Annotated in this window: 29 protein-coding genes; 25 read left to right on the forward strand and 4 right to left on the reverse strand. The window is 42.7% G+C overall.

What is annotated here, in order from left to right; translation table 11 throughout:
• The first annotated feature begins 54 nt into the window (after positions 1-54).
• Entirely contained in the window at positions 55-1,803 is a 1,749-nt protein-coding gene (locus AC2TF5_RS10570; RefSeq protein ID WP_491302112.1) for a M28 family peptidase, read from the forward strand.
• A 127-nt stretch (positions 1,804-1,930) separates the two neighbouring features.
• Here AC2TF5_RS10570 and AC2TF5_RS10575 read toward each other — a convergent pair whose 3' ends face one another.
• A complete protein-coding gene (locus AC2TF5_RS10575) occupies positions 1,931-3,205 on the reverse strand; it encodes an MFS transporter (protein ID WP_491302113.1) in 1,275 nt (424 codons plus the stop codon).
• Between the two features lie 169 nt (positions 3,206-3,374).
• Here AC2TF5_RS10575 and AC2TF5_RS10580 point away from each other — a divergent pair, with 169 nt between their 5' ends.
• The 8 genes from AC2TF5_RS10580 to AC2TF5_RS10615 all read left to right on the forward strand — a co-directional run bounded on the left by AC2TF5_RS10580 (position 3,375) and on the right by AC2TF5_RS10615 (position 11,476).
• Positions 3,375-4,130 (forward strand): DUF2087 domain-containing protein, encoded by a 756-nt coding sequence (locus AC2TF5_RS10580; protein ID WP_491302114.1) that lies wholly within the window; start codon positions 3,375-3,377, stop codon positions 4,128-4,130.
• 28 nt (positions 4,131-4,158) lie between these two features.
• Positions 4,159-4,515, forward strand: coding sequence for a GIY-YIG nuclease family protein (locus AC2TF5_RS10585; protein WP_491302115.1), 357 nt, complete (start codon positions 4,159-4,161; stop codon positions 4,513-4,515).
• 225 nt (positions 4,516-4,740) lie between these two features.
• The gene (locus AC2TF5_RS10590) at positions 4,741-5,589 is read left to right on the forward strand and encodes a DegV family protein (RefSeq protein WP_491302116.1); all 849 of its coding nucleotides are present in this window, start codon (positions 4,741-4,743) and stop codon (positions 5,587-5,589) included.
• Positions 5,590-5,722: 133 nt separating this feature from the next.
• On the forward strand, positions 5,723-7,030 hold the full coding sequence (gene nagZ / locus AC2TF5_RS10595) for a beta-N-acetylhexosaminidase (protein ID WP_491302117.1): 1,308 nt from the start codon (positions 5,723-5,725) through the stop codon (positions 7,028-7,030).
• Between the two features lie 282 nt (positions 7,031-7,312).
• A complete protein-coding gene (gene rpoD / locus AC2TF5_RS10600) occupies positions 7,313-8,233 on the forward strand; it encodes an RNA polymerase sigma factor RpoD (RefSeq protein ID WP_491302862.1) in 921 nt (306 codons plus the stop codon).
• Positions 8,234-8,592: 359 nt separating this feature from the next.
• The gene (locus tag AC2TF5_RS10605; protein ID WP_491302118.1) at positions 8,593-9,615 is read left to right on the forward strand and encodes a UDP-N-acetylmuramate dehydrogenase; all 1,023 of its coding nucleotides are present in this window, start codon (positions 8,593-8,595) and stop codon (positions 9,613-9,615) included.
• A gap of 125 nt (positions 9,616-9,740) precedes the next feature.
• Positions 9,741-10,670, forward strand: a complete 930-nt coding sequence (locus AC2TF5_RS10610) for a manganese-dependent inorganic pyrophosphatase (RefSeq protein WP_491302119.1) — start codon at positions 9,741-9,743, stop codon at positions 10,668-10,670.
• A gap of 287 nt (positions 10,671-10,957) precedes the next feature.
• Positions 10,958-11,476, forward strand: a complete 519-nt coding sequence (locus AC2TF5_RS10615; RefSeq protein WP_491302120.1) for a hypothetical protein — start codon at positions 10,958-10,960, stop codon at positions 11,474-11,476.
• 90 nt (positions 11,477-11,566) lie between these two features.
• Here the strand turns inward: AC2TF5_RS10615 and AC2TF5_RS10620 are convergent, their stop codons facing one another.
• Positions 11,567-12,304, reverse strand: coding sequence for a DUF1707 domain-containing protein (locus AC2TF5_RS10620; RefSeq protein WP_491302121.1), 738 nt, complete (start codon positions 12,302-12,304; stop codon positions 11,567-11,569).
• A gap of 255 nt (positions 12,305-12,559) precedes the next feature.
• Here AC2TF5_RS10620 and AC2TF5_RS10625 point away from each other — a divergent pair, with 255 nt between their 5' ends.
• The 4 genes from AC2TF5_RS10625 (at position 12,560) to AC2TF5_RS10640 (ending at position 15,240) form a co-directional block, all read left to right on the forward strand.
• On the forward strand, positions 12,560-13,327 hold the full coding sequence (locus AC2TF5_RS10625; RefSeq protein WP_491302122.1) for an amino acid ABC transporter substrate-binding protein: 768 nt from the start codon (positions 12,560-12,562) through the stop codon (positions 13,325-13,327).
• A gap of 74 nt (positions 13,328-13,401) precedes the next feature.
• Positions 13,402-14,061: an amino acid ABC transporter permease gene (locus AC2TF5_RS10630; RefSeq protein WP_491302123.1), complete on the forward strand. Its 660-nt coding sequence runs from the start codon at positions 13,402-13,404 to the stop codon at positions 14,059-14,061.
• Between the two features lie 16 nt (positions 14,062-14,077).
• Entirely contained in the window at positions 14,078-14,824 is a 747-nt protein-coding gene (locus AC2TF5_RS10635) for an amino acid ABC transporter ATP-binding protein (protein ID WP_491302124.1), read from the forward strand.
• A 215-nt stretch (positions 14,825-15,039) separates the two neighbouring features.
• Positions 15,040-15,240 (forward strand): hypothetical protein, encoded by a 201-nt coding sequence (locus tag AC2TF5_RS10640; protein WP_491302125.1) that lies wholly within the window; start codon positions 15,040-15,042, stop codon positions 15,238-15,240.
• 75 nt (positions 15,241-15,315) lie between these two features.
• Here the strand turns inward: AC2TF5_RS10640 and AC2TF5_RS10645 are convergent, their stop codons facing one another.
• Positions 15,316-15,702 carry a DoxX family protein gene (locus tag AC2TF5_RS10645; protein WP_491302126.1) on the reverse strand — a complete coding sequence of 129 codons (387 nt, stop codon included), beginning with the start codon at positions 15,700-15,702 and terminating at the stop codon, positions 15,316-15,318.
• Positions 15,703-16,006: 304 nt separating this feature from the next.
• Between AC2TF5_RS10645 and AC2TF5_RS10650 the strand changes: the two genes are divergently transcribed.
• On the forward strand, positions 16,007-16,957 hold the full coding sequence (locus AC2TF5_RS10650) for a phosphotransferase enzyme family protein (protein ID WP_491302127.1): 951 nt from the start codon (positions 16,007-16,009) through the stop codon (positions 16,955-16,957).
• Positions 16,958-17,085: 128 nt separating this feature from the next.
• Here the strand turns inward: AC2TF5_RS10650 and AC2TF5_RS10655 are convergent, their stop codons facing one another.
• Positions 17,086-17,754, reverse strand: coding sequence for a pentapeptide repeat-containing protein (locus AC2TF5_RS10655; protein ID WP_491302128.1), 669 nt, complete (start codon positions 17,752-17,754; stop codon positions 17,086-17,088).
• Positions 17,755-18,185: 431 nt separating this feature from the next.
• Here AC2TF5_RS10655 and AC2TF5_RS10660 point away from each other — a divergent pair, with 431 nt between their 5' ends.
• From AC2TF5_RS10660 to AC2TF5_RS10710, 11 genes are all read left to right on the forward strand, one after another.
• Complete coding sequence (locus AC2TF5_RS10660) at positions 18,186-19,037, forward strand: hypothetical protein (protein ID WP_491302129.1); 852 nt, start codon at positions 18,186-18,188, stop codon at positions 19,035-19,037.
• Between the two features lie 202 nt (positions 19,038-19,239).
• Complete coding sequence (locus AC2TF5_RS10665) at positions 19,240-19,764, forward strand: GNAT family N-acetyltransferase (RefSeq protein ID WP_491302130.1); 525 nt, start codon at positions 19,240-19,242, stop codon at positions 19,762-19,764.
• A 15-nt stretch (positions 19,765-19,779) separates the two neighbouring features.
• Complete coding sequence (locus AC2TF5_RS10670) at positions 19,780-20,535, forward strand: class I SAM-dependent methyltransferase (RefSeq protein ID WP_491302131.1); 756 nt, start codon at positions 19,780-19,782, stop codon at positions 20,533-20,535.
• Positions 20,536-20,569: 34 nt separating this feature from the next.
• Complete coding sequence (locus AC2TF5_RS10675; RefSeq protein WP_491302132.1) at positions 20,570-21,256, forward strand: hypothetical protein; 687 nt, start codon at positions 20,570-20,572, stop codon at positions 21,254-21,256.
• A 14-nt stretch (positions 21,257-21,270) separates the two neighbouring features.
• Entirely contained in the window at positions 21,271-22,761 is a 1,491-nt protein-coding gene (locus AC2TF5_RS10680) for a DUF4127 family protein (RefSeq protein ID WP_491302133.1), read from the forward strand.
• Between the two features lie 171 nt (positions 22,762-22,932).
• A complete protein-coding gene (locus AC2TF5_RS10685; protein WP_491302134.1) occupies positions 22,933-23,577 on the forward strand; it encodes an alpha/beta family hydrolase in 645 nt (214 codons plus the stop codon).
• A gap of 214 nt (positions 23,578-23,791) precedes the next feature.
• Positions 23,792-23,947 (forward strand): hypothetical protein, encoded by a 156-nt coding sequence (locus tag AC2TF5_RS10690; RefSeq protein WP_491302135.1) that lies wholly within the window; start codon positions 23,792-23,794, stop codon positions 23,945-23,947.
• A gap of 104 nt (positions 23,948-24,051) precedes the next feature.
• A complete protein-coding gene (locus tag AC2TF5_RS10695; protein WP_491302136.1) occupies positions 24,052-24,732 on the forward strand; it encodes a hypothetical protein in 681 nt (226 codons plus the stop codon).
• Positions 24,733-24,753: 21 nt separating this feature from the next.
• Positions 24,754-25,323, forward strand: a complete 570-nt coding sequence (locus tag AC2TF5_RS10700; RefSeq protein ID WP_491302137.1) for a TlpA disulfide reductase family protein — start codon at positions 24,754-24,756, stop codon at positions 25,321-25,323.
• 105 nt (positions 25,324-25,428) lie between these two features.
• Positions 25,429-25,779: a hypothetical protein gene (locus AC2TF5_RS10705; RefSeq protein WP_491302138.1), complete on the forward strand. Its 351-nt coding sequence runs from the start codon at positions 25,429-25,431 to the stop codon at positions 25,777-25,779.
• A gap of 236 nt (positions 25,780-26,015) precedes the next feature.
• On the forward strand, positions 26,016-26,864 hold the full coding sequence (locus tag AC2TF5_RS10710; RefSeq protein ID WP_491302139.1) for a WXG100 family type VII secretion target: 849 nt from the start codon (positions 26,016-26,018) through the stop codon (positions 26,862-26,864).
• Positions 26,865-26,879: the final 15 nt, after the last annotated feature.

Genomic DNA, 26,879 nt, shown 5'->3' on the forward strand with positions numbered 1-26,879 from the left:
GGCTGACACCATTAGGTGAAAGTAACTTCATAAATTAGGAAGTAGGATTCCGAAATGGAGATTGTAACGAGAAAACAGCCACGAAAAGGTCGGCCGATTATTCTTACACTCATCGTAGCTGGAACTTTAATACTGGCTGTTTTTCTGATTTTATGGTCAGAGAGACCGCCTCAAGCCAAGAGCGAAGAAGCCTCTGATTTAGTCTTCTCGTCAGAGCGGGCAATGCGTCACGTAGAAAATATCGCGAAGTACCCTCACCCTACAGGATCTCTAGCCATTAATGGAGTCAGAGTATATCTGATGGAACAAATGGAGCATTTGGGATTAAATCCGGAGTTGCTGGAGTTTAATGGTCGATTGAAAACGAAATATTTTGATGCAGATATAGAGCTTACGAACATATTGGGAGTGATAAAAGGATCTGGTGGCGGTAAACCACTGCTGCTTATGTCACATTATGATTCTGTACCAGCTGGTCCGGGAGCGAACGATGCTTCAGTGAGTGTTGCAGCACTTCTAGAGACAGCGAGAGCTTTACAAGCCGGTCCTAAGCTTCAGAATGACATATGGATCTTGCTGACGGATGGGGAGGAAAGGGGGCTGCTAGGTGCCGAGGTGTTTTTTCAAGATCTGAAACACCGGGAGAGCATAGGAATGGTCGCTAACTTTGAGGCCAGAGGCTCCAAAGGTTCGTCTTTCATGTTTCAGACCAGTGAAGGAAACGGTCGTCTGATTGAAGAGTATAGTAAGGCTGTTATGAATCCGGTAAGCAATTCACTTTTGGTGGATCTTTATAAGAAGCTACCGAATGATACAGATTTGACGGTTGCTCTGGAGAATGGACTGCCGGGACTAAATTTCGCCTACGGTGATGGCTGGGTTGCTTATCACACACCGATGGATAATGTCGATAATGTTTCTTTACAGACGATGCAGCATCAAGGGGACAATGCGTTGGCCGTCGCGAAGCACTTCGGTAATATAGACTTGTCCAATCTGGAATCAGGAAATCAGATTTATTTCAATTTGTTTGGGATTTTGATTTACTACCCTGCTTCGTGGAGTGTATTTATTTCCGTCATTTTTGCGGGAATATGGCTTTTCTTTGTTATTTATTTTGCACGTAAAGCGTTGCTTACTCTGAAGGGATCATTGCTTGCGCTTCTGATAACAATTGGTTCTATGCTGCTTTCTGTTGGACTTTCCTACGGATTATGGCAGCTTATATTTGCTGGTTGGGCGCATAAAATGACCATGTTCTCTGGGGCAACGTATGATGCCATTCTTTATAGTGTTTGTTTTACATTAGTTGCTCTGATCGTGAACGTTGTGTTATTCCGCATGGTGATCAAGAAATTCAACGAGGTGGACATGATGCTTAGCGGTATGTGTCTGTTCCTTCTGCTTCTTATCGGATCAACATGGATGCTGCCAGGTGCGAGTTATTTATTCACTATACCGCTTTTAGCTCATTTTATTGCGCTGATTTGGGCAATTTGGTCTCGTAGACCGATGGAAATCGTAAATCACCCGGTAGTTATCTTGGGTACGCTTCTTATCCCGGTTCTCATGTTTACATCATTTTTCCATATCTTGTTTATCATGATGCCTCCAAGCATTAGCCTGTTCAGCTCGGCGATCGCGTCTTTGATCCTTGCATTTTCTTACCCCGCGATGAAGTTGTTAGCACAATCTTGGCGCTTGGTTCTGCCGGCAGCGATGATAGCCATTATTCTACTTCTTGCCTTTGGATGGATTCAAGCCGAGCCTAGTCCGGAACGACCGGTATACACGTCAAGATAAGAAATTAAACGTCTCGTCGAGAAGTATGCTCACTTTAATCAAAAAAGGATACGGAAAATAAAGAAATGACGGTGTAGGAGGTTATTCCTGCATCGTCACTTCTCCTTTTGGGACATCCCCTTATTGGCTATAGAGCTGATGGAAGCGTAGAGACGCCCCGTTTCTTTCGTTCCCGGAACATCCGGTAATAGAGCAGTGACGAGGCCACATAGAGTGTACCGGTGATACAGAACGTAATGGCATAACCCCAATAGCTCCCATAATTCGTAACGAGCATAGCCTGTACAGGTCCCATCGTTGCCCATCCAAGCATAAATGCTGTCTGTGTAAATGAATTAGCGATACCTCTTCGATGGTCTGGAACCCGATCAATCAGAATGGAAGATTGAATCGGGTTGGCAGCATTCATGAGCGCCTGACGGAAGAGGAAGCCGATAGCAGCGACGCCGAAAATATTCGTAAAACCCGTAAGTAGCAGAAACGGCAAGGATAGTATCTGAAAGCTGACTACGGCCCGTACGGCACCGACCTTGTTAACAAGTAGTGGACCGATCAACATAGACACGATAGTCATAACTTGTCCGAGTGAGATAAGAATCCCTACGGCAGATAAAGATATGGAGAACCGGTTCGTGAAGTACAGATTCAGATACGGAACGACCAGACCTGAGCCTAATCCAATGAGAAGCTGTGCGCATGCAAACTGTCCGATAATCTTGAAGTCGGCACGGGCGCTGCTTGACTGGGTTTCCCCAGATATAACAGCTGGCTCAGGCACAACTGTTTCTTGTAATTTGGAATCGGTCGTAAACAACAGTGGAATAAAGGCAGCAAAAGTACAAGCTCCCCCGATCATCAATACGATTTTTAGACTTTGCACATGATCTGCTCCAAACAGCTGTATAAAATCCGCTAAAAAACCGCCGCCCATACCTCCCAGCACTTGCGCAGCGAGGACGAGCGAAGCATGATAGCTGAATATACGCATGCGGGCAGATTTTGCTGTATTCTCGGCAAGAAATGGAATCGCCAATACTTGAAAAAAGGAAGAAAAGAGTCCTGTAAATACTGCAAGACTAAGCAAACTCGATTCAGATTCCAACAGTGACCTGGCCATAAGGCCGATGCCACTTAATAAGGCACCCATCACCAGGATTTTTTTGCGGCTGCCGCGGTCACCTAAAAATCCGATTGGAATGAACATGAGGGCGGTCGCTAGAGACTGGACACTCACGACGGTTCCATTCATCGAATCCGGATAACCTAAACCTTTTATGTATAGATTGTATAGGACGCCGAACATGCCTGTACCGATCTGGTAAAGTACGTTGGCTAGAAAAAAGAGTTTTATATTGCGTGGCCATTCACGCCACTCTTTTGCCGACTGTTGCATTATTCGCATGTAGGTACCTCCTATTCTCAGCAGCAACTTCTCTATTCTATCAGGTTACATGTCACTCAGAAAGGATAATGTTTCTATAAAAAAACTAAATCGTATTTGGATGTGTTACTATAGACAAAATTATATTGTGTCTATATAATTATCATCAATGAAGGAAGGTGTCAGTCACATGGAACTTCAAGAGCGTTTTTGGAATGCTACAATTGAAGAATTAAAACAAGGTTTTATTGAGGAAGATCATCGATGGGTGTGTTTGTTATGCGGCAGAGAGATTGAAAAGGGACTCATTTATCCAGACGACGGTCTGCTCTATGAGCCAAAGCGATATATTGCCTTACATGTGGAGCGTGAACATGGCTCTGTGTTTCAATATCTGACCGGTCTAGACAAGAAACTGACCGGCCTTACAGATCACCAAAATCGTCTGCTGCAATTGTTCTATCAGGGAAAAAGCGATGCGGAGGTCCAAAAGGAAACAGGAATCGGAAGCGCCTCAACGATTCGGAACCACCGGTTTGCGTTGAAGGAGAAAGAACGCCAAGCCAAAGTTTTGTTAACATTAATGGAATTGTTGAAGGAAAAAGACGCTCACGCGCCTTCTTTTGTGCCTATGCACAAAAATGCCAAAATGGTGGATGAAAGATACAATGTAACGGAAGAAGAGCGAGTGGAAATTTTGACTAAATTGTTTCCGTCAGGTACGGACGGGAAGCTGACAAAGTTTCAACTGAAGGAAAAGCAGCGCTACGTTGTTCTACGTGAAATAGCGACCCGATTTCAGCCAGGGCAAACCTATACAGAATCGGAAGTTAATGAGATTTTAAAGGGTGTTTATGACGATTATGTTACCGTACGGCGGTTTTTGATTGAATACGGGTTTATCGACCGTGAACCAGACGGCAGCAAATATTGGCTCATTTCATAACTCTTTATGATGAGGAGGAAATAGAATTATGAACCGAAGAGAAGAGTTACAACAGATGTACAAGGAAATTAAGATTGAAGCCGGTGTTTATGCGATTAAGAATATGAAAAACGGTAAAATCCTAGTAGTCGGCACACCGAATCTTAAGACGATTAACGGTAAACGTTTTGAACTTCAAATGGGAACAAGTATAAACAAAAGTATGCAGCAAGAATGGAACGAGTATGGGGAAGATGCCTTCGTGTTTGAAATTCTTGAGGTGTTTAAACCAAACAATGATCCGTTCTACAACTTAAAGGATGTTGTTAACAAGAGAGAAGAACATTGGATTATGGAACTGCAGTCCTTTGGTGAAGGCGGTTATAACTCGGTTAAACAAATATAAATTGTTAAGATAATGGAGCTGCGCTCGGGTCTTTTGATTAACCCATAGAGTCAGCTTCATTTTTTTATGATTAGGAGAAGAAACATGGATATTCACGGGGAAACGGTAGATGGATAATTACTTCCATTTGCATGGGGGGTAAGGTTGATATATTATTTCTATTAACAACATAAATCGCTTGCCACACTTATGTTTGAAATACACGAAAGTGAGACGTGATCAGAAATGAGATCCATTGCATGGGTAACTGACAGCACAAGCACCATAGATCCGGAATTTGCCAGAGAGAATCATATTTATATCGTTCCTTTACGCCTTATTCTTGGGCAAGAGATATATAAAGAGAGCATAGATATATCGGCAGAAGATTTCTATGAGAAAATGCGCCATGAATCGAAAGTCAGCAGCTCACAGCCACCGATTGGCGAATTCATTGAGCTCTATGAGTCATTGAAAGAGAAATATGATGATGTTATCGCAATTCACTGTTCTTCGGAGTTAAGCGGTACTCTAAATACGTCCATGCAGGCAGCAGAAATCGCAGAGGTTCCTGCTGTTGGGATCGATTCCAGATTCGGCGCGTTTCCGCTACGTGAAATGGTAATGGCGGGAATAAGCTGGCATAAACTGGGTCATTCGGTTCATGAAATTAAGGAAAAGATCGAGACCATGGTAGAAAATACGTCCTTCTATCTTATTCCGGCAAATTTGCATCGTCTGCACAGTAGCGGGCGAGTGTCAGGCACTCAATTGCTGCTAAGTAATCTGCTGCGTATTCATTTGCTGCTTCGTTTTGAAGAGGGTAAAGTGGTAGTCGAAGAGAAAATCCGGACCTTCAAGAAAGCCAAACAGAAAATGATGGAAACACTTAAGTTTGACATTCAGAAAATTAAAAAGGTATGTATCATGCATGCAAACAATGAGGAAGAAGCCAAAGAAATTGAAAAAGAATTGAGTGGTTTGCATCCGTCTCTTAAAACTGAGATTATGACGTTTATCCCTGTTGTCGGTGTTCATACGGGCGAAGGAACACTTGCCATGTCATGGATCAAAAATCAGCCCTCTTTTTCCTGATCATAGTTGAATATCAGTTACTAAAACAGTCTGAATTGCATTATCAGGCTGTTTTTCTTATTGTCAGGAAGGACATCAAAGAATATTTCTAGAAGTAGGACAACAAATAAGGTACATAAAAGGAAGGTGTATCATGAAGCGTTGTATATATATTAGTGTGTTGATGTGTCTGCTAATTCTTGGGATCGCCGGGTGTAATGCAAATTCGGAGACAGTTCGAGACGAAGCACAGATACCGCCGAAATCTGAAACCAGTGATGGCCCTATAGTTTCAAATGGAGTTAAAGAGGGGAAATCACAGACGAAAGATCTAGTTGCCAACAAGCCTGTTGACGATTCAAATGATTCTGCGCTTACACAGCTGAATGAGCTTAGTTTGGAAGAAAAAGTAGGTCAGTTGGTTATTGTCGGTATGGAAGGTACAGCGGTGGACAGTTCCTCCCGTAAACTGCTGGATACATATCATGTTGGAGGATTTATTTTTTTCAAGGACAATATGAAAAGCACAAGCCAGTCGGTAGAGCTCTTTAACAGTTTAAAGAAAGCGAATGCCGGTAATCCAATTCCGCTGTGGATGAGTATTGATGAAGAGGGAGGGAGGGTCTCTCGAATGCCCGAACCGTTTGTAAAGCTGCCTTCGAGCGGTAGAGTCGGAGAGAACAATGATCCCGCGCTAGCTCAAGAGATCGGCAGTCAAATCGGGAAAAGGCTGTTCGGATTCGGTTTGAACATGGCCTTTGCTCCTGTGCTTGATGTGAACAGCAATTCGGATAATCCGGTCATCGGAGATCGTTCCTTTGGCAGTAGTGTCGAACAGGTTGGTAGACTTGGGATCGCCGCCATGAAAGGAATTCAAGAAACAGGTGTTGTTCCGGCAGTGAAGCATTTTCCCGGCCATGGAGATACGTCCGTCGATTCCCATTTTGGTCTGCCCGTAGTTGAACATGACTTGGAACGTCTGAATAATCTGGAATTGGTTCCGTTCAAGGATGCAATTGATAAAGGGGCTGACGTTGTGATGGTCTCCCACCTGCTTATGTCGAAGATCGATCCTAAAACTCCTGCTTCATTTTCAAAGCCTGTCATAACAGGGTTACTCCGCGAACAGCTCGGATTTAAGGGGGTTGTCATTACTGATGATATGACGATGGGTGCTGTGGGAGCGGGCGAGATTGAGATTGGTGAGGCAGCCATCCGTTCGATATTGGCGGGAACTAACATTGTTCTGGTGGGGCATGAGTATGATAAGGAAGAAGCTGTAATTAAGTCTTTAATTCAAGCTGTAAAAAGCAAGCGAATCACTGAAGAGGTGTTGGATGAACGAGTACTGACCACTTTACGTCTGAAACAAAAGTACAACATCAATGATCAGCCGGTAACAGGTCCTGATGTAAATCAGTTGAACACTGAAGCTAAGCAGTTAATCAGCAACCTCAAATGATTAATGACAGGAATGAATGACTATATCAGTAAGCGATTAAAAATATAAACATACTAATGTTTCATAGGTTCATATTAATCAATAAAAAAACCGATCTCGATTGAGATCGGTTGTTGTCCTTACATTTTTTAAAAGTTGAAAACATAGTATTAATATGATAGAATGACGCATAAACAATTATTGTCTTGAAGTCATAATAATCTACAATAAGATTAGCATAAAATATCAGAAATGTCAACAGGGGGGCATAGAATGGAAAACCGTCACGGTGCGGATTTCGCAATGGAACGTGAGGCTGTGGAACCGGAAAAAACAGCGAGCTCTCCAACAGAGGATTTTTCGGTACAGGATGATCTTACGCTTCCTCCAGGCATCAAGATCAGCGATCCGGTTCGTATGTATTTGAAAGAGATTGGACGTGTTCCGCTACTCTCAGCTGATGAGGAAATAGAACTTGCAAAAAGAATCAATGATGGTGATGAAGAAGCGAAGCGCCGATTGGCCGAAGCCAACCTTCGTCTGGTTGTCAGCATAGCAAGACGTTATGCGGGACGAGGCATGCAATTCCTTGATCTCATTCAAGAAGGTAATATGGGTCTGATCAAAGCTGTTGAGAAGTTTGATTATTCTAAAGGATTTAAATTCAGCACATATGCCACATGGTGGATCCGGCAGGCAATTACCCGTTCAATCGCTGATCAGGCACGAACGATACGTATTCCTGTACACATGGTTGAGACGATCAATAAACTTGTAAGAATTTCGCGCCAGCTTCTTCAAGATCTTGGGCGTGAGCCGACTCCTGAGGAGATCGGTAAAGAGATGGATATCAGCCCCGAAAAAGTACGGGAAATTCTTAAAGTTTCTCAGGAACCGGTTTCTCTTGAAACTCCGGTAGGGGAAGAGAGCGACTCGAATCTGGGCGACTTTATAGAGGACCAAGATGCGCTCGCTCCAGCAGACGCAGCAGCTTTTGAACTGTTGAAAGAACAGCTGGAAGAAGTGCTTGATACGCTGACGGAGCGGGAAGAGAATGTTCTTCGTCTCCGGTTTGGACTTGAGGATGGTAGAACGAGAACGCTTGAGGAAGTGGGTCAGGTATTTGGGGTAACCCGGGAGCGTATCCGTCAAATTGAGGCCAAAGCGCTTCGTAAACTAAGACATCCTAGCCGAAGCAAACGATTAAAAGACTTTCTTGAATAATCTTTGTTTTCGGTACAGATAACTATGGCTCGGATCAGATCTCTTGTGAATGCGGAAATGCACTTGAGGAATATAGTCAATACGAGGGCGCGGAACAAGAAGAATTTGTTGTGATGTTGAGAGTTCTATCCACTCCGAAGTAATCCAGACAGTTAGAAACACAGTCCCTTGGAAGTCGGCATCTTGTTGCCCTTTTCAAGGGGCTGTTTAGTTTGTTAATGGGAAGCAATCTGTGAATGAATTGACATGGGTCAAGAGCTTCCATCATAATTATGAAACGTAAATATATATAGATAGATCATCGTAATTACCCTTGATGAATCAAGACGAAATATTTTTAGAGGAGTGACATGACACCGATGAGTTTACATACATCCGCTGTTGAACGGTTATGCTTGCGTAATATACCGCTGTCGAGCTTCTCTACGTATAGCATTGGTGGAGCGGCCAATTATGTGGCGCTACCCGAGACGGCAGACGACCTGGCTGCGTTGTATCAGGATTGCAAGAAGCAAGGGTTGCCTTGGTACACCTTTGGCATGGGATCCAATATTTTATTTCCTGATCAGCCGGATCCGGAGATGGTCTTTGTCTCTCTCAAGAGATTTACCGAGCTGAAAACAAAGGGTGATAAGTGGTTTGTATCTGCCGGTACCCCGATGTCACTGCTCTCCTTAATGGGACTTAGCGGCGGGACAGATTTGTTAGACTTTACGTTCCTGCTCCCCGGTTGTCTTGGGGCAGGCATTTATATGAATGCAAAATACAATCACCGCCAAATTTGCGATATTATTGATACCGTTTATTATATCGACTTATCTTCCCGAGCGATGTCGGTTCAATCCATTCCCTCAGCAGAGTGTGATTTTGCATACAAACAGTCTATTTTCCAGCATCACCCATGGATTATTGTCGGGGCTGATCTGAATATTCCTGTTCATTCCGAGGAGCAAATCCAGTATGTCTCTAGCCTGGTGCCGGCTTGGAAGGAGAGAGGAAACCATCCGTCATCACTTCCGCAGTTCTTTTCCTTTTTCCTGGGAGAAGTTCATGCTCTTGCAGGAAAAGGCATTCCAACACCGGAATCTATGCTTGATATTATTAAATATCGGACTGGCAAACGCCATTTCGACTATCCGTCATGTGGTTCTGTGTTTAAGAACAATTATGATTATGGTGTAGCCACTGGCTCACTGGTGGATCAGCTGAATTTGAAAGGAACAGAGCATGGGGGAGCGATTATCTCTCCTCATCATGGCAATATGATATTGAACCAGAATCAGGCTAAGGCTTCCGACATTGTGTATTTGATGGAAGTGATAACTGAAGCGGTTCATCGGAAATTCGGTTTTGTACCGGAGCCAGAAATTGTTCTTGTTTGAAGGATTTTTTGAAATTCAGTGTAAATGAATTGGAATAAGAAGAATTTAGCGATATAATCAGATAAGAGTTTGACCAGCAGAAGTTTCTCATGAGTCAAGATAACAATCGACGGAGGGCAATTATTATGGAAAATACTTTGGTCTTTGGACACAAAAATCCGGATACGGATACAATCTGTTCTGCTATAGCGTATGCCGAGCTGAAAAAGGAACTCGGTCTTAAAGCGGAAGCAGTCCGCTTGGGAGACATTAACGGGGAAACCCGATTCGCGCTTGATTATTTCAAGGTGGAGGCTCCGCGTTATGTTGAGACGGTAGCTAACGAAGCGAAAGAAGTAATTCTGGTAGACCATAATGAGCGTCAACAAAGCGCAAGTGATATCGATCAAGTGCGCGTTGTAGAGGTCATTGACCATCACCGTATTGCTAATTTTGAGACAAGCCATCCGCTTTATTACCGTGCTGAACCGGTTGGATGCACAGCAACGATCCTGAATAAAATTTACAAAGAAAAAGGCGTTGCAATCTCTAAAGAAATCGCTGGTCTGATGCTGTCCGCGATCATTTCTGATTCCTTGCTCTTTAAATCTCCTACCTGCACAGAGGAAGATGTGGCTGCAGCCCGTGAGTTGGCTGAAATTGCGGGTGTTGATGCGGATGCATACGGATTGGACATGCTGAAAGCCGGAGCCGATCTAAGCGACAAGAGCATCGCTCAACTCATCTCCCTGGATGCAAAAGAATTTCAGATGGGTGGAGCAAAGGTAGAAATCGCCCAAGTTAATGCGGTTGACACGAACGATGTCCTTTCTCGTCAGACGGAGCTAGAGGAAGCGATCTCCGCAATCATTGCTGAGAAGAAGTTGGATTTGTTTGTTTTCGTTGTAACGGACATTTTGAACAACGACTCTATCGCGCTTGCATTGGGACAGGAATCTCAGGCAGTGGAGAAGGCTTATAATGTGACACTGAATAATAACCAGGCATTCTTGAAAGGTGTCGTTTCCCGTAAATCCCAGATCGTGCCTGTATTGACTGAAGCGTTCAATAAGTAAAATTATAGCCTAAGCTCTTAAGATGAATAGCTTTTGTAGTAATAACCCGTCTGTTTCAACACGTATGTGTAGAGACAGACGGGTTATTTGTGTCTAGAAGATTGAATTATTGTAACGAATTAAAGACGAAATGAAACCCTTTTTGTTTCTAGTTTTCATATACTAGCTATATAGAACGACAAAGAAATATGATCCATACTTAGAAATTGGTTTTAAGTTCCAGTAATAAGGGTAATCATTATATAGATGTCTGTTCTCCAATCTATACATAAGGGAGAGATGAAATTATGAAAAGAAGAGTCTGGAAATTAGCTTCCGTAATGCTGTTGGTATTTATGATGATGACGACGGTTGGAGTGGCTTCGAGCAATGAGGAATACAAACCGGTTGTGAAAGCTTCTAACCAAGAGGCCGTATTCATTAATTCTATAGAAGTAAAAGATGGAAATGTATATCTGAACGTAGATCCGATTCAGTGGTATGAAGGTGAAGAAGCGAACGAGATCTTCCGTGAACGCGAGCAGGATCCTGAAATGACAGAAGCTCCTGATGGTTATTACATTGTAAATGATACAGAAGAGCAGGTGACTTTGCGAGTTGCTGATGATGCCGAGGTTCTGCTGCAGTTGTACGACCATACAGGGAGAGTGGAAGATGCTGAGATTTTTTGGAATCAAGCAGTTAGCCTGGATAAATTCCTGTCAGCTTATGATAAGAAGGATATTATTGATATGAGCTGGTTCCCATATCACGTTACCGTTGAGGACGGTGTCGTAGTTAAAATTATTCAGCAATACACACCTTAATAATGAAACGGCCTGCATTTATGCAGGCCGTTTTTTTGTCTGTCGTATGAGTTTCAAGCCGAGAATCATATAGCTTATTTCATTATGGTCTTACTTCTCAAGCTTGTTCTGCGAAATGCTGCGATGTCTAAAGTGATCTTCTTTCGGTTTCATATTCCGACCGTTAACGAAGTCAGTAACAAATTGTTTAACTTTAGCTTTGCGCTCATCGTATTGCTCCTTCGTAAGCTTTCCTTCTGCTAAATGACGATCCAGCCGGTCCGTGACAGCTTTAACCTGCTGATCGATGACCGACTGCACATTGACTCCATTTTCCACTGCTAGCTTGGCAAGCGATTTTCCGGATTGAAGAGATTCTTTAAGTTGATCTGGCGTCATCTTCAGCAGTTTGGCCAATTCTTCTACATTCATCAAGCGCCTGTGGTGCCGTTTTCCACCGTGGTGCCACCCGCCTTTGGTATCCATAAGCTTTTCAGCTGCAGCAGAGAAATCTAAGTTGGTTCCCAAAGGTGTAGGGCGAGAAGCTGCGTGTGCTTTCATAAGATCCATTACCTTGGTTTTGAGTTCGGCACGGGTGATACCTTGTTCTTGTGCAATATCAGCGAGTGACTGGCTCTGTAACTTGTCATGCATAATTTTTGGTTCAAGCTTAAGGAACGTGGCAAGCTCTTTCAGCATTCCTCCCTCGTGCTTGGAAGTATGGTTGCTTGCTGTACCAGATTCAGCGTTGGCCGAATCAGCACTTGAAATTCCCTGGAAGCTCATGGCGAATACCAGGGTCAAGGTGAGACTAAGAAGCCCCTTGATCCATAGGTTCTGTGTTCTCAATTCATATACCGCCTTTCTTCGTTGTATGGCCTTTGTAATGTGGTACTATCCCTCATTGTTTCCGGGTATGCTGAAATCATCCTTAATGTTTCCTTAAAATAGGATGAATTATGAGAGAAAAATGTCCTCTTTTCTGAAAGTATCGACTCTTTCCTGCTAATATGGTATCATAGAGCTCTGATAACGTATTAAAGCGAGAAAGAAAGAGACTGTGATCAACATGAGATCTGGTCAAGTATATAGGGGGCATTTGTAATGAGAAAGCTATCGCTATTATTCATGAGTTTAGTATTGTTATTATCCATCGTAGGATGTGCAAGCTCCGCGAGCGGAGATAAAGAGCTGATTGTCGGCATCGACGACAAATTCGCGCCTATGGGGTTTCGGGATGAGAAGAATGAAATTGTCGGGTTTGATATCGATTATGCCCGTGCTGCAGTTGAGAAGATGGGGTACAAGATTAAATTCCAGCCGATCGACTGGAAGACGAAAGAATCGGAGTTAAGCAGTGGCCGGATTGATTTGATCTGGAACGGTTACACAATTACCGATGAACGTAAAGAAAAAGTGTTGTTCACGAAGCCATACTTAAAAAACAGTCAGGTTGTAGCGGTTATGGCGGATTCAGATATTAAAGGAATCAGCGATTTGGCAGGTAAAAATGTAGGACTTCAGTCGCTTTCCTCAGCTGCTGATGCGCTGGCTGCCAATGAGATCAAATCTCAAATCAGTAAAATTTCGGAGTTCTCAGATAACGTTCTGGCGCTAAGTGATTTAAAGAACGGCCGTCTGGATGCCGTTGTTATCGATGAGGTTGTCTTGAAGTATTATATGGCGAAAGAAGAAGGAACCTATACATTGCTCGAAGAGTCACTTGCTCCTGAGGAATATGGTATCGGAGTCAAGAATGGAAGAGAAGACCTCTTAAACGAGCTTCAGAAAGCTTTAGATGAACTTAATGCAGATGGGACTGCAGCTAAAATTTCTGAAAAATGGTTTGGTGAGGATAAAGTATTGAAATAGGCGCCACCGCTAGGTGCGGTCTGTCTTCTTTGAGGTACGCAGATAAATGTTTTAGTTATGGGAGCATCGAAATAATGGACATAAACTATCTTATTGACATCACGATCCCTATGCTCGAAGGAGCAAGGGCTACAATTTTACTGTTTATCATCGCAATTATTGTGTCTATCCCTTTAGGATTTGGACTGACATTAATGGTGAAGAGCGCTATCAAACCACTCGTGTGGCTGGCGAATGCTTTTATTTACGTCATGCGGGGAACGCCGCTTTTGCTGCAATTGGTATTTTTTGTTTACGGGCTGCCGATCCTGCCGGTTATAGGCGAGTATCTCGTTATGGATCGCTTTGTAGCGGCCAGTCTGGCCTTTGCGTTAAACTACGCTGCTTATTTTGCAGAAATATTCCGTGGCGGTCTGCTTGCCATCGATAAAGGGCAATACGAAGCGTCACAGGTGCTGGGACTCAGCCGCTGGCAGACGACGACTCGGATTATTCTTCCGCAAATGTTCCGCGTTGCCCTCCCGGCGGTGTCAAATGAATCGATTACGTTGGTGAAGGATACGGCGCTACTTTATGCGGTCGCTGTTCCGGAAATCTTGCATTTTGCTCTAACGGCCGTCAACCGGGATTTCAAACTGTTACCTTTCTTTGTGGCAGGTGTTATTTATTTATTGATGACATTAGTGTTGACGTTATTGTTTAAATACCTTGAACGCAAGTTCAAATTTGAATAGAAGGACTGTCGAAGAAATGGCTATCATCGAAGTATCCAATCTGAAAAAATCATTCGGCGATCTGAATGTATTGAAAAACGTATCCTTTGAAGTAAATAAAAACGAGGTTATCGCAATCATCGGTCCTTCAGGGTCAGGCAAAAGCACCATGCTGCGCAGTCTCGTTTATCTGGAAGAGGTCAATGGCGGTACCATTCGTGTACAGGATGAGTATCTCGTTCAAAATGGCGTTTATTCCGGCAGCAAGCAGTTGAAACAGATTACCTCCCGAATGGGGATGGTGTTTCAGCACTTTAATTTATTCCCGCATCTTACCGTTCAGCGCAATCTTGAATTAGCACCTAAACATGTCAAAAAAGACTCCGATGAGGTCGTCCGACAAAAGAGTGCTGCTTTGCTCAAAAAGGTAGGACTTGCCGACAAGGCCGAAGCTTTTCCAGGGAAGTTATCCGGAGGCCAGAAGCAGCGCGTAGCCATAGCCCGAGCATTGATGATGAATCCTGACATATTGCTCTTTGATGAACCGACCTCGGCTTTGGATCCGGAGCTCACTGGAGAGGTGCTGCAGGTTATTAAACAGATTGCAGAAGAACATATGACGATGGTAATAGTAACCCATGAAATGGCGTTTGCGAGAGATGTGGCTGACCGGGTCATATTTATGGACAATGGTGAAGTGATTGAGTCCGGTACGCCGGATCAAATATTCAATAATCCGAAAGTGGAGCGAACCCGAACTTTTTTGAACCGTACGTTGCATTAATAATAGAAGACGGAAGAGGTGGCATATCCAATGCTGCGCTTCCGTCTTTTGTATATTGGGAATAAGCCCGCGGTCTGTCCATAAGCAGATTGCGGGCTCTTCGTATGAGAAAGATTGTATAAAAGTACGGGGCATCAACAATATTAATTAAACGGACAGTAATTTTACAGATGTTATGAACAGTCATTATCCAACTTACCAGGAGGAAAGTCACCATGAAATTACCGGAACCAGACAACTTTGTGAGTGCAGAGCATATTCCGGAAGACGTGCTGGATCAGTCGTATGAAGCATTGTACCGTAATATCGGTCATTGGGTCCGGCAGTCCGAGGAAATAACTAATGTTCCGTGTCCCAATGTGTTTGAAGAAAGTGTAGACATCGTCATTAACGAAAGTGACGGAAGTATGGAATAGCCAGAACCATTCTCATAAAAAAGCTGAACACAAAACGTATGAAATACGTTTCATGTTCAGCTTTAAACGTTTGTGTTATTTTTTAGCTCGGAACAGCGAGTCGATAGACCACAGATTACTGCCTGTGAAGACCAGTGAGACGGCAATGGCAATTAGAGCAAGATCGAGCTCGTATCCACCCAGGAATCCCATACTAATCTTCGCGGTAAAAGTAGCAACAAGAAGAACAAACGTTAACACTAAAGACACAATTCTGGTTCCCGCTCCAAGGATAAGAGCAATACCTCCGACAGTCTCAATTACCGCTACGATGGCAGCCATGTACCCCGGAATACCAATGCTCTCGAAGAAACCAGAAATATTACTGATCCCGCTCTGAAATTTGTCCAGACCGTGGGCTAGAAAAACAATACCCAACACCACTCTAAGAATAACTTGTCCTATTGATGAATAACTTTTCACTTATAACCGACTCCTGACTTATATTTAAATTTGGTCACGATGATGTAAGACATAGCTAACTTTTAGACCATCACTAACTTTATGTCAGTATAATATCGAGTATATCTATTATTGTCAAGTAAAACAAAGGAGATCATGATGTTTAATGTTCTTCTTGTTGACGATGAGTACGTTCAAGTCTGAACATTCATGTTCATGGCGTTTTTTTATGCCAATACTGGTGGTTAGATTTGACAACAACTTATCCATTATATAACAATCTAATAGAACCAAGTATATGTCGATAGGGAGGGGAGACCCTAATATGGTAGATTCTACTGCGATACCGGAAATATGCAGTCTTTTGAAATGTCCCGTAAATGGGGTAAAGTGTCTTGGCGGATACAATAACAATGTGTATGAAGTCAATCCAGATAACCCAGTGGTGGTTAAGATCTTTGACCGCGCCTCAATCTCACAAGAACAGATTATGTCTGAAATGGAATGGGTGCTTTATTTGTCACAGCATAACATGAACGTTGTGAAACCCATTGAAGTCAAAGGGACGTATGTGAATGATATCTCGAATGGGCTATGTTTTGTAACCTATGAAAAAGCCGAGGGGCGGCACGTCCAATCGAGAGATCCGGAAGTGTGGAATCCACAGTTATTCCGTCAGTGGGGTCATGCTATGGGGACTCTACATGCTTTGGCAGTAGGATATAAGCCCAAACATTCGCGCGGTCAATGGCATGAGCATGAAATATTCCGGCGGAATTTGGGGACGCTGGACCTTACACTTCAAGAGCGCTGGAAGGAATATCATGTACATATGCATACTCTGTCGGCGACAGACAAGGAATTCGGTTTGATTCACGGAGATCTGCATCAGCACAATTTGTTACTTGGCTCGCAGCATCAGTTGACTGTTCTGGACTTCGGTGACAGTGAGTATCACTGGTTTGCCTATGATGCTGCCGTAGCAATATATCATGCTGTACAATCGGTTGAGGCTGGTGAGGGTAGGCGGGAGTTTGCTAAAAGGTTTACAGATTCCTTTATGGATGGTTACGCACAAGCTAAAGGGGATACTTTAGGGATGCACTTGGTCGATTTTTTCCTGGATTTCAGACATCTGTATTCCAATGTCTATCATACTCTTTTTTCAGACATCGATAAGTTGACGGATCAACAACGGCTATACCTCGAGAACATGCGGATATCCTTGGTTCGCGACTCTTCATTCTTGGGCTCGGGATGCAAGGTCATGACCTAAAGATATCTCTAAGGATTGGATATATAATACAAATAGAAGGCTAAGGAATCGAAATTCCTTAGCCTTTGGTGAACGGTACGTCCCTGGATCAACTGATCATGAACTGCTGATAAAGAGTATGTTTAGAGTTATTCTTTCACAACTAACCCAAATATTTTTGTAAATAGAACTGCCTGTGTCGGAGATATAATACAGCCCTTCAGATCCTCCAGCGTACAGCCCAGGTTATGGAAGTCCGCTTTGCTTAAGTCAATTCCGGCTAATTTCGTGCCAGAGAATTGAGCCTGATCGATGATTGTTTCATCAAATTCGACTTTGTACAGTTCGGAATGATAGAAATCTGATTTGAGAAGCGAGGTGGAACGGAAGGATACCTGCTTCAAATTCGCAAAGCGTAAAGTTGCGTAATCTCCGGTACAGTGATTAAAGGATGTATTTCGAATCGTTGCGGCTGTGAGATCAAGTCCGAGTATTTTGCAGTGGTTAAACTGAGCTCTGTGAATAATAGCATCACTAAAATCGGCATTGGACAAATCACAGTGGTTAAATACGACGTCTGTCAGTTCCACATGTTTTAGTGAAACGTGTTTAAACGTAACATTTTGAAACACAGTCTGATCGAACAGCACTTTATTTGTATTGAGATATGAAACTTGTTCGTCCTGAAAGATGACTTGTCTAAAGGCAGCGTCATCCTCTATTCCGCTGTCCGCTAGCAAGATAGGTTCGAGCTGTCTGGGGATTTTTGGCGATGCAATCTTTATGCTGGCCGTGCTCGTTTGGGAAGTTGATGACATGATAGATTCCTCCAGTAAAGTTCAGGTATAAGTTCTAGTATAAGTTCAGGGTCACTCCTCATCAGAGGAGACATACGGTTTACTTGGCGACATGATGTTTAATTATTTTAACATGAAAATAAGACAGAGGATGTCATAATGGTTTGTTAAACTGGCAGGAAAAGTAGCTGTAGTTGCAGATCATTTGTGACACCTCATCCATGTTATGATATATTATTTTGCAAATATACCATCTTCACGAAGGAGTGGGTTTACTTAAAAAGCTAACTTGATAGCGGATACATAAATGCTTCAGAGTGGAATGTGTTCTGGAATGATAAGTCTAATGGTTCCTTCACAGACGTATATTGTAGTAACTCATGAAGGTCTGAATAACGGGACTAGAAAATAAAATGAATTAATACATAGATGGACAAAAGGAGGAATTTGGTATGCACCTGACGGAATCTAATATGTATCGAAGCAAAATTAATCAGCTTTCGAGAGGGTTTTCAGAGGAGACAAAAGAGCTGATTGCAAGCTTGTCTGATGATGAACTGCAACGAAGATTAGACGGAATGATAACTCCTCCCATTACATTGGCAGAACGTTCAGACCCTGAAATGCTTCAACTGTATTATACATCCTCCTACGTTCATTTGATGGAAGCTTTGAACGTTCCGAAGGATGCCAAGCTATTTGAAATTGCTGCAGGAGATACGATTTTTATTCCTAAAGCGCTGGATGCTCATGGTGAGGAAGGGGCAAGGTACGTAACCGCAAATTTGAATCAGGATTTGACCGAAGGGTTCAGGGATAAAACTGCGGAGTTGAGCATTGAAATCCAGGTCATTGAGGACAATGGTGCCCGCATACTGAACTACTGTGGCCAGAGATCTATGGATGTGATCGTTTTTCATCATGCCTTGAATGATATCATACAGACCATGATTGCCCAGCGTGAAGGAATTGATACGATTCATAGTGACTGGTGGACTGTTGAACCTCAGATGCTTCAAGCTGTTATGGATTATCATAACCGGGGAGAGCTGAAGCAGGCGGTTTACAGCGAGTTTATCAGTATCATTGAAACCTGTCATCAGTTATTGAAGGAAGAGGGCATCATCATTTTCGATAACTGTACTTATGCAGGGTATGAAAAAATAGGATACAGCACTGAGTTTCACAGCAACTATATCCAGCTTGCCAGAGAATGGATCAACGAAGCAGATCTCGGACTGCAGGAGGTGCAGATGCCGGGATTTGATGCGAAATGGTGGATGGTACTGCAGAAATCTCGTTGAATGTAGAGGGACTAACTAATAAATACGAATAACGAGTAGGATCGGGAATATGCTCGAAAATAATTTGAGCGCTGCTGGATAGCAGCGCTCTTTTGTATGTGTTTGTATTCGTAATTGTTCCTTATTATGGTGCAGCAACCTGTATCTTGATAATATAACAAGATAGGAAAGAGAAGTTAAGAAGCTAATGGGGGGATCAGCAGTGAACATTAGACAAGCAACGGCAGCGGATGCAGAGGGAATTGCACAAGTTCATGTGAACAGTTGGAAAACGACGTATAAAGGAATCGTATCAGGGGCTTATTTAGATGCTCTGACGGTAGAAAGTCGGCTGGAGGGTTGGAAGTGGAGACTGGAAAATCCCTCGGCAGATATAGAAATATTAGTGCTGGAAGACCCTATGGAGCGAATAGTCGGATTTATGAATTTTGGTCCAGAAAGAGAGCAAAAACGGAATAGTGAGGGTGAACTGTACGCGGTATATTTATTACAAGAGGCACAAGGGAAGGGCTGGGGCAGACAGCTTTTCACACAGATGCTTGAGGTGATGAAATCGATGGGATATACCTCATTGTTAGTCTGGGTGCTGGAAGGCAATCCCGCAATACATTTTTATGAGGCCTTGGGAGGGAAGATGGTTCGCCAAAAAGAAATCGAAATTGCTGGTGAAGTTCATCAAGAATTGGCGTTTAAGTGGGATTGTCTTGATCTGAAAGACAATATATAGTAAAGGAATGAGAATATGCAGCATCATTATGGTAGCCTCTGCACAGAGGTGTATGATCTTAGTAAACCGTTAGGGCATTCTTTTGGAGACGTGGAGTATTATGAGGAACGTCTAAAAGTAATACAGGGTAGAATTCTGGAAGTTGGCTGTGGTTCCGGTCGTGTGTTAATTCCATTGTTACGGTCTGGAAACCTGGTGGATGGACTGGACAATTCCGGAGATATGCTTGATTCTTGTCGCAGTAGATGTACTGATGAGGGACTAACGCCTCTACTGTATAAGGATGAAATGCATAATTTTCAGCTGGAACAATCATATGGTGCCATAATTATTCCCGCTGGTTCTTTTCAGTTATTGGAAGGTCGGGAAACGGCGGTTGAAGCTCTTAACAATTTTTATCAACATCTTGCGCCGGGTGGTAGGCTAATATTAGATTTGTTTATTCCGACCAATTGGGACACTAATGCTGTGTCAACAAGAACATGGGATACAGAAGCAGGTGAAGTGATTACATTAGAAGAAAAAGTTGTAGAGGTTAATCATCTGGAACAGCGGATGGTATCGCTATTAAAGTATGAGAAGTGGAAGGAAGGTCAGTTCGTACAATCCGAGCTGCAGAGATTTCCGCTCAGCTGGTATGGCCGATACGAGTTTGTCCTTCTGCTGGAGAAGATCGGATTTGGTCAAATCACCATTTCTGCGGACTATAAATATGGTGAAGAGCCAACACATGGTGAACAAATGTGTACTTTTGAAGCGGTGAAGTGCTGAGGATTTATTTCAATCAGGAGAGGAGTCAATCCAATTGACAACTTTATATGAAAAATTAAAGGACGAAAAACTGAAATTGATTTCCAGCTTACCTGAAAACAGCTATCATTTGGCTAAAGCAGCTTGGGAAAATGGTGCAGATGCTGTAAAAATTCATATTAATATATCCCACCGGGCCAGTGGAACTTTGTTTAAATCATTTCACGAAGAACAAGAACAAATCGAGAAAATACTGAATGAGTCTCCTGTACCGGTTGGCCTTGTAGCAGGAGCCAGTCCCCAGGATGTATTGAAAGATTATGACACCATAACGAAATATCCGTTCGATTTCTTGTCCTTGTATCTGCACGATACTCCTCCTGAAGTTTTAACGAGCAAAAAACTGACTTGCATGATGGCTTGTGATTACACGTATCTTCCTTCTGAAATACAACAGTTCCAGCATATGAATGTAGATATTTTGGAAGCATCCATCATTCATCCGGATTCATATGGAACCTATCTCAACAGCCGTGATGTATTGAAATATAAAGAGCTGGTCCATATAAGCAATCTACCCATCATTATTCCTTCTCAAAAGAAAATACGTATTGAGGATGTCGAGGCTATTGCCCAAACAGGAGTCAAAGGGATTATGCTGGGGGCGGTTGTGACCGGAAAATCAGAAGAATCGATCAAATCAGCAATCGCTCAGTTCCGTGAAGCAATCGATCGTTTATAGGAAAGGATCATGAGATGAGAGTAGGTATTTTGCCAATTGACGGTCGTCCTTGCAATCAGAAATTCGGCAACAGTCTTGGAGAGATTTATCAAAAGTTCGAGGTTGACATTCTGCCGTTGCAAGATTGCGGATATTTCATGCAGAGAGCGGATTTGAAAGCAGTTGAAGATTTTTTAATAGCTGGAGCCTCCGAGTGGAGTTATGCTATTATATCGATTGATATGTTGTGTTACGGCGGATTAATTCATTCGAGGCAGTATTCCGATGAATTCAACCTTGAGTTTTGTTTAGATAGGCTTCGAATCTTAGAGAAAATGATGACAATCAATCCCAGCTTAACCATTGTGGCTTACAACGTCATTATGAGATTATCGACCACTGCTTCATCCAGCAAAAATGTGGAGATTTGGGAGAACCTCTTCTCATACAGTAAATATGCATATTTAAATGATATCAATCCGGAAAAATATGGTTATATTTTCAGGGACTATGCAAGCCGGATACCGGAAAAAATGCTGGATAATTATTTAACCGCGCGTGAAAGAAACCACATCGTCAATAAAACAAGTATCGAGCTCGTTCGAAATGGTACGATTGGTTATTTGGATTTATGCCAAGAGGATTCACATCAGTACGGTTTGCATGTGAGAGAGCAGGAGATTCTTGCCAAAGAGATTCAGGCTTCCAAGATTGAACCATATGTAACGATTAAAAATGGAACTGATGAAGAAGTGAGCCTGTTATTTGGACGTTGTGCTAATCTATATGAAGGATCAAGGCCCAAAATATACGTTCATTATATGAATAAAGATTCAAACCTGATCGCTTTGTATGAAGATAGGCCACTAGTTGAAAATATCGAGAAAAATATATTCAGCAGCCATTGTCTAATTACAGATGAGATCGAGGAGAGTGATTGTATTCTGATCGTTTCTCCTTTTCCTGCGGAAAAGCAAGTAGATGTCGTTTATGAGGAGCTTGCGCCTCCAAATGTAACGGAAGAAATGACAGTTGATTTAAAAGCATTTAGCGGGCATCCGTATGCGTTTCTCGATATTACTTATGCAAATGGCGGCAGCAAATGTTTATTAGAATATGTACTCGACACATTAGGCTCAGACCATTTAATGGCTTATTCCGCCTGGAACACGGCATCCAATTCAATTGGGACCATCGCTGGACAACTATCCGTTTTAGCTTACAGCCATTTTCGTTCAAAGGAGAACATGTCATTTCTCCTGGAGAGATTAACAGATGATTGTTTATACCAGGGCAATATCAGACAGAAAGTAAACGATCGATTGAAGCAGCAAGGTGAAGATGTATGGTGCTTTACACAGCCCAAGGAAAACATAGAGAAGCTGCTTAACCCCCTTTTGCAGGAAGAAATAGAACTGTTGTTGAATCGATATTTTCCGAAATACAACCCGGAAATGACGTTCACTTATCCCTGGGATCGTACATTTGAGCTTGATGTTGAAGTGAAAATAAAATATCGAAAATAGGATAATGACGGATGAAGGGGCTGCAATTCAATCAAACTGCACCTCAATTGTTATACATAACTAACAATTGGGGCCAACACATGGTGAACAAATGTGTACTTTTGAAGCGGTAAAAATATGAGGAGAGTATTTCTCCTTTAACAATTAGGTGTTCGTATAGGAGGAACCAAGATGAAAATCCAATACATCACATTACCATCGGTATGGGGGAGAGATGTGCAGCACAGGCTGTTCTCCCAGAGTTCATCCACACTTGTCGTTTTATTTCCAGGGAAAAACTACTCCTGCGAACTCCCGCTGCTCTATTATGCTACTCAAGGTGCACTCCAGCACCAATGTGATGTTCTTCAGTTGGAGTATGGTTATCAAAGTGCAAGAACCGAGCTTCAAACCGAACGTCTTCACCTTTTGGTAGAGGAATCGGTCAAGGCCATTCATCAGATTAATGATCAATATAAACAGATTATATTTGTGAGTAAAAGCTTGGGCACTGTAGTAGCAGGGATAGCAGCAGAAGAGGTTGACGCCAGCTCTCCTATCGTTCAACTATTTCTGACACCTCTTGATTCAACGGTTCCGTACATTCAAAACACAGTTAATTCTGTCATTTATGGTACAGCGGACGATCTCTTTAGTGAAAAGAGCGTCAAAGCACTTGAAGGACTTCAGAATAGTGAAGTACACGCAGTAAATAGAGGATCACATTCTCTTGAGGTGGGGAATGCACATGATAACATAAAGGTTATGGCGGATGTTATTGGAGTATATGAAGCATTTTTTAAAAAGCATGTGTTGAGTTTTGAATCTAAACTTTAACTGCCCATGAATATGGTCGGATAAGGATTTGGAGTTGGGGAATTGTATATGAAGGTTATTCTTTGTAAAAGGTCGGCAGATGCCGGCCTTTTTACATTAATATATGATATTTCTCAGCCATATGATTATATAGTTAGAGTTAGAGTTGAAACGAACTGTTTCTTCAAACGTAAAAGTTGATGATGGAATGTACTGCTGATTGGAGGGATATATAATGGAAAATGGATATTTTGTAGGCTGGGGTACACTCGCTCTAATTAATGCAGGGCTTGCTCAAGGTAAAAATAGAAGTGGCTTAAACTGGTTTTTGCTTTCGTTACTGTTGGGACCGTTAGCAACATTCATTCTTGTAATCTCGGATAAAAGATAAATCACCGTACAGAGATAATTTGACATGCTATCCTAAACTATTTATTATCTTTATATACCCCAGTGGGTAATGAGGATGGTATCCTTTATTAAGGAGGAGATGAATTGAGTACGATAGCTCTGGGTCCACTGATGATCCGGGCGGATATTTTAGTTTTTCTGATATCTGCTGTCATGGGTTTTCTCGTTCTAAAAGTTCGTCTTCGCGGCCGGGAAGAGTCCGGCTGGATGCTGGATACCTATGTGAATGCGTTGATTATCGGATTTGTCGTATGGAAATTCAGCATGATAGTATTCGATCCGATTCGGACGATACAGCATCCGTCGTCTCTGCTGTACTTTACCGGCGGAGATCAAGGAATATGGCTTGGAACCGCGCTGGCACTTGCGTATGTGGGTGTCCGATTGAACAAGAAGCGGTCTCTTGTTGTTCTCTTAGTGAAAGCAGCAATGCTGGCTTTCTTGGCAGCCGGCTTCGCAAGACATGTCTTTTTATGGTTTTGGGATGAATCCTTGGGTAAGATGGCGCTTATGTATGCTCTTCTTCATGGAGTGTTGGCTGTATGGGCATGGATCAAGTATGATGCTTCCATTCGGATATTCGGTTCTATCGCCTTGTGGTACAGTATCGGCTCTGTGCTGATTCCTTTCTTTGATGAAGGTCGTAATACAGTAGTGGCTGGTTTTACCTCAGTTCAGATAGCCTTTGGCGTTCTGGCATTCGCCATATTAATCTTGGACATGTTATTTATCAAACAACAGAATAAAACGGCTGATCACCGGTAACAACGTGCGAGAGAGGTGACTATGATGAGAAAAAACTGGATCGCCATTGTGATTCTTACAGGTCTGGTTGCCTGGGGCATATTTGATTATTTAAATAAGCAAGCGACGGATCAAACTCAAGGAAGCGGGAACACAGTTGAAACGGATGAAACGATACCGATAGGGATTAAGGTCGGAAATCGTGCGCCTGACTTCGCACTTCAGACTGAAGATGGAGAAACTATCAACCTTTCCGATTATCGCGGTAAAACGGTTCTGTTGAACTTTTGGGCATCCTGGTGTCCGCCGTGTAAAGTTGAAATGCCTTATATGCAAGATTTTTATGAAGAATACAAGGACAAGGATGTCGTTGTGTTAGCAGTGAACATGACGTATTTGGAAAAAAATTCGGACGATGTGAAATCATTCCTTGATGAAGTAGGTGTTACGTTCCCAACGATGTATGATCAGAAAGGGCAGGTGACGGAGCAGTATCAGATCGTTGCGTATCCGACAACCTATATTCTGAATGCTCAAGGGGTAATTTCGGACCGTTACCAGGGAGCCATTGATCATAATCTCATGGTTAAAGCCTACGAAAAATCACGATAATGCCGTAAAATCATAAAGTAATCTTCAAAAGTGGACGTTTGTATCTGACAGCATTTCACCCTTTAGAATAGAATGAATCAATTCGACGGGTGAGGAGGATGAGTGGTGCATATAATCAGTCCAATTTCAGAAGATTCTTGCAGACCTTTTGTAGGCCGTCAGGTTTGCGCTGTACTTCATGATGGAAGACATGTAACAGGAACACTGAGAAGTATCGATGAAAATGGTTTGCTTTTTGACGAGGCATTTCGGAGTGTCAATATACTATCTACAAAACCAGACAAGGCTAAAAAGCAGTTGAATGCCTTGAAAAAGAAAGCAGAAATTTCTGGTTTTGGACCGGGATTCGGTTTTGGACCAGGATTTGGTTTTGGAGGTTTTGGTACCCCTTTTTCGGGCGCATTGGCACTCAGTACCATCGCGCTGTTATTCTTAATACCGTTCTTATTTATATAAAATAGATTGATTTCATTGGGCAGCTCTTAGCAGAGCTGCTCTTTTGTATGATGTTTATGCCATTGTTAGATGAATTTGTGACTAAAGCACCGATTTCAGGTCTCAGGAGGGCGATGCGAATTGGACCCAGAGATTCATTGTTATAAACTCAATCCAAATTTAAAATAGAAAAATGTGGTTATATGTCCTGTGAACAGGATAATTTTGGGAGACGCAGAAGAAGGAGCGTTTAGTCTATGTCTAATCGTATTTTGGTAACTCCGGAGCAACTGAATCAAGTGTCGTCGCAATTTTCCCAGTCAGGCCAGCAGAGCAGCGACATTGTACAGCGGCTTCAGCAGAGCATACAGCAGATGGAGGGACAATGGGAAGGGATTACCCGAGAACGATTTTACGGAGAATACCAACAGGCACGGATCACCATGAATAAGTTCATAGAATGCTTACATACGGTATCTACTGAGCTGAATCAAATTTCTGTTAAATTTCGTACTGTGGATGAGTCCAATTCCGGTCAGGTGGTAGGTGCGTCGATGACGGGTACTGCTGCAGCAGGAGCTGGTATCGGAGTCATGGCGGCCGGAGCAGGGGCACTAGGTTCGGCAGGAGTCGGCGGAACAGCCAAGGCTACTGGTGATAAAAGTCCGGTGGATAAAATGATTGACGTTGCTAAAGTAGAGGGCAGCATGGTCGAGAACAAAGAAGGTGGATGGTTTACTAAAGCTATATCCGGAAGCGCCGAAGCTAGTCTAATAAATGGTGCCTCTGCTGAAGCTGCCATTGTGGAAGCGGGTTATGAGAATGATTATGTAAAAGGGTCCGTCAGTGTTGGTAAAGCGGAAGTAGAGGCTTCGATTAAAGATGGTACTCTTAGTCTTGGGGCGGAAGCTACATTAAATAAATACGAAGGCGGTATTAAGATTCCTATACCTTTTACCGACAATGAATTGATCATTGGCGGATCAGCTTCTCTTGGTGTGGTCGGTGCCTCGGCTGAAGTGGGAAAGACCGGCTTGAAATTCCACATTCCGCTTGGACCGGGCGCAAGTTTGGTTGGTATCGGCGGAGAAATAACCGTAGAATAGATCTCGTACAATCAG

Source organism: Paenibacillus sp. JNUCC 34 (assembly GCF_058269055.1).

What these genes read in the sequence shown, in the direction of transcription:
- AC2TF5_RS10570 (WP_491302112.1), top strand. Translation starts at nt 55, where the DNA reads ATGGAGATTGTAACGAGAAAACAGCCACGAAAAGGTCGGCCGATTATT.
- AC2TF5_RS10575 (WP_491302113.1), bottom strand. Translation starts at nt 3,205, where the DNA reads ATGCGAATAATGCAACAGTCGGCAAAAGAGTGGCGTGAATGGCCACGC.
- AC2TF5_RS10580 (WP_491302114.1), top strand. Translation starts at nt 3,375, where the DNA reads ATGGAACTTCAAGAGCGTTTTTGGAATGCTACAATTGAAGAATTAAAA.
- AC2TF5_RS10585 (WP_491302115.1), top strand. Translation starts at nt 4,159, where the DNA reads ATGAACCGAAGAGAAGAGTTACAACAGATGTACAAGGAAATTAAGATT.
- AC2TF5_RS10590 (WP_491302116.1), top strand. Translation starts at nt 4,741, where the DNA reads ATGAGATCCATTGCATGGGTAACTGACAGCACAAGCACCATAGATCCG.
- nagZ (WP_491302117.1), top strand. Translation starts at nt 5,723, where the DNA reads ATGAAGCGTTGTATATATATTAGTGTGTTGATGTGTCTGCTAATTCTT.
- rpoD (WP_491302862.1), top strand. Translation starts at nt 7,313, where the DNA reads ATGGAACGTGAGGCTGTGGAACCGGAAAAAACAGCGAGCTCTCCAACA.
- AC2TF5_RS10605 (WP_491302118.1), top strand. Translation starts at nt 8,593, where the DNA reads ATGAGTTTACATACATCCGCTGTTGAACGGTTATGCTTGCGTAATATA.
- AC2TF5_RS10610 (WP_491302119.1), top strand. Translation starts at nt 9,741, where the DNA reads ATGGAAAATACTTTGGTCTTTGGACACAAAAATCCGGATACGGATACA.
- AC2TF5_RS10615 (WP_491302120.1), top strand. Translation starts at nt 10,958, where the DNA reads ATGAAAAGAAGAGTCTGGAAATTAGCTTCCGTAATGCTGTTGGTATTT.
- AC2TF5_RS10625 (WP_491302122.1), top strand. Translation starts at nt 12,560, where the DNA reads ATGAGAAAGCTATCGCTATTATTCATGAGTTTAGTATTGTTATTATCC.
- AC2TF5_RS10630 (WP_491302123.1), top strand. Translation starts at nt 13,402, where the DNA reads ATGGACATAAACTATCTTATTGACATCACGATCCCTATGCTCGAAGGA.
- AC2TF5_RS10635 (WP_491302124.1), top strand. Translation starts at nt 14,078, where the DNA reads ATGGCTATCATCGAAGTATCCAATCTGAAAAAATCATTCGGCGATCTG.
- AC2TF5_RS10640 (WP_491302125.1), top strand. Translation starts at nt 15,040, where the DNA reads ATGAAATTACCGGAACCAGACAACTTTGTGAGTGCAGAGCATATTCCG.
- AC2TF5_RS10650 (WP_491302127.1), top strand. Translation starts at nt 16,007, where the DNA reads ATGGTAGATTCTACTGCGATACCGGAAATATGCAGTCTTTTGAAATGT.
- AC2TF5_RS10655 (WP_491302128.1), bottom strand. Translation starts at nt 17,754, where the DNA reads ATGTCATCAACTTCCCAAACGAGCACGGCCAGCATAAAGATTGCATCG.
- AC2TF5_RS10660 (WP_491302129.1), top strand. Translation starts at nt 18,186, where the DNA reads ATGCACCTGACGGAATCTAATATGTATCGAAGCAAAATTAATCAGCTT.
- AC2TF5_RS10670 (WP_491302131.1), top strand. Translation starts at nt 19,780, where the DNA reads ATGCAGCATCATTATGGTAGCCTCTGCACAGAGGTGTATGATCTTAGT.
- AC2TF5_RS10680 (WP_491302133.1), top strand. Translation starts at nt 21,271, where the DNA reads ATGAGAGTAGGTATTTTGCCAATTGACGGTCGTCCTTGCAATCAGAAA.
- AC2TF5_RS10685 (WP_491302134.1), top strand. Translation starts at nt 22,933, where the DNA reads ATGAAAATCCAATACATCACATTACCATCGGTATGGGGGAGAGATGTG.
- AC2TF5_RS10690 (WP_491302135.1), top strand. Translation starts at nt 23,792, where the DNA reads ATGGAAAATGGATATTTTGTAGGCTGGGGTACACTCGCTCTAATTAAT.
- AC2TF5_RS10700 (WP_491302137.1), top strand. Translation starts at nt 24,754, where the DNA reads ATGATGAGAAAAAACTGGATCGCCATTGTGATTCTTACAGGTCTGGTT.
- AC2TF5_RS10710 (WP_491302139.1), top strand. Translation starts at nt 26,016, where the DNA reads ATGTCTAATCGTATTTTGGTAACTCCGGAGCAACTGAATCAAGTGTCG.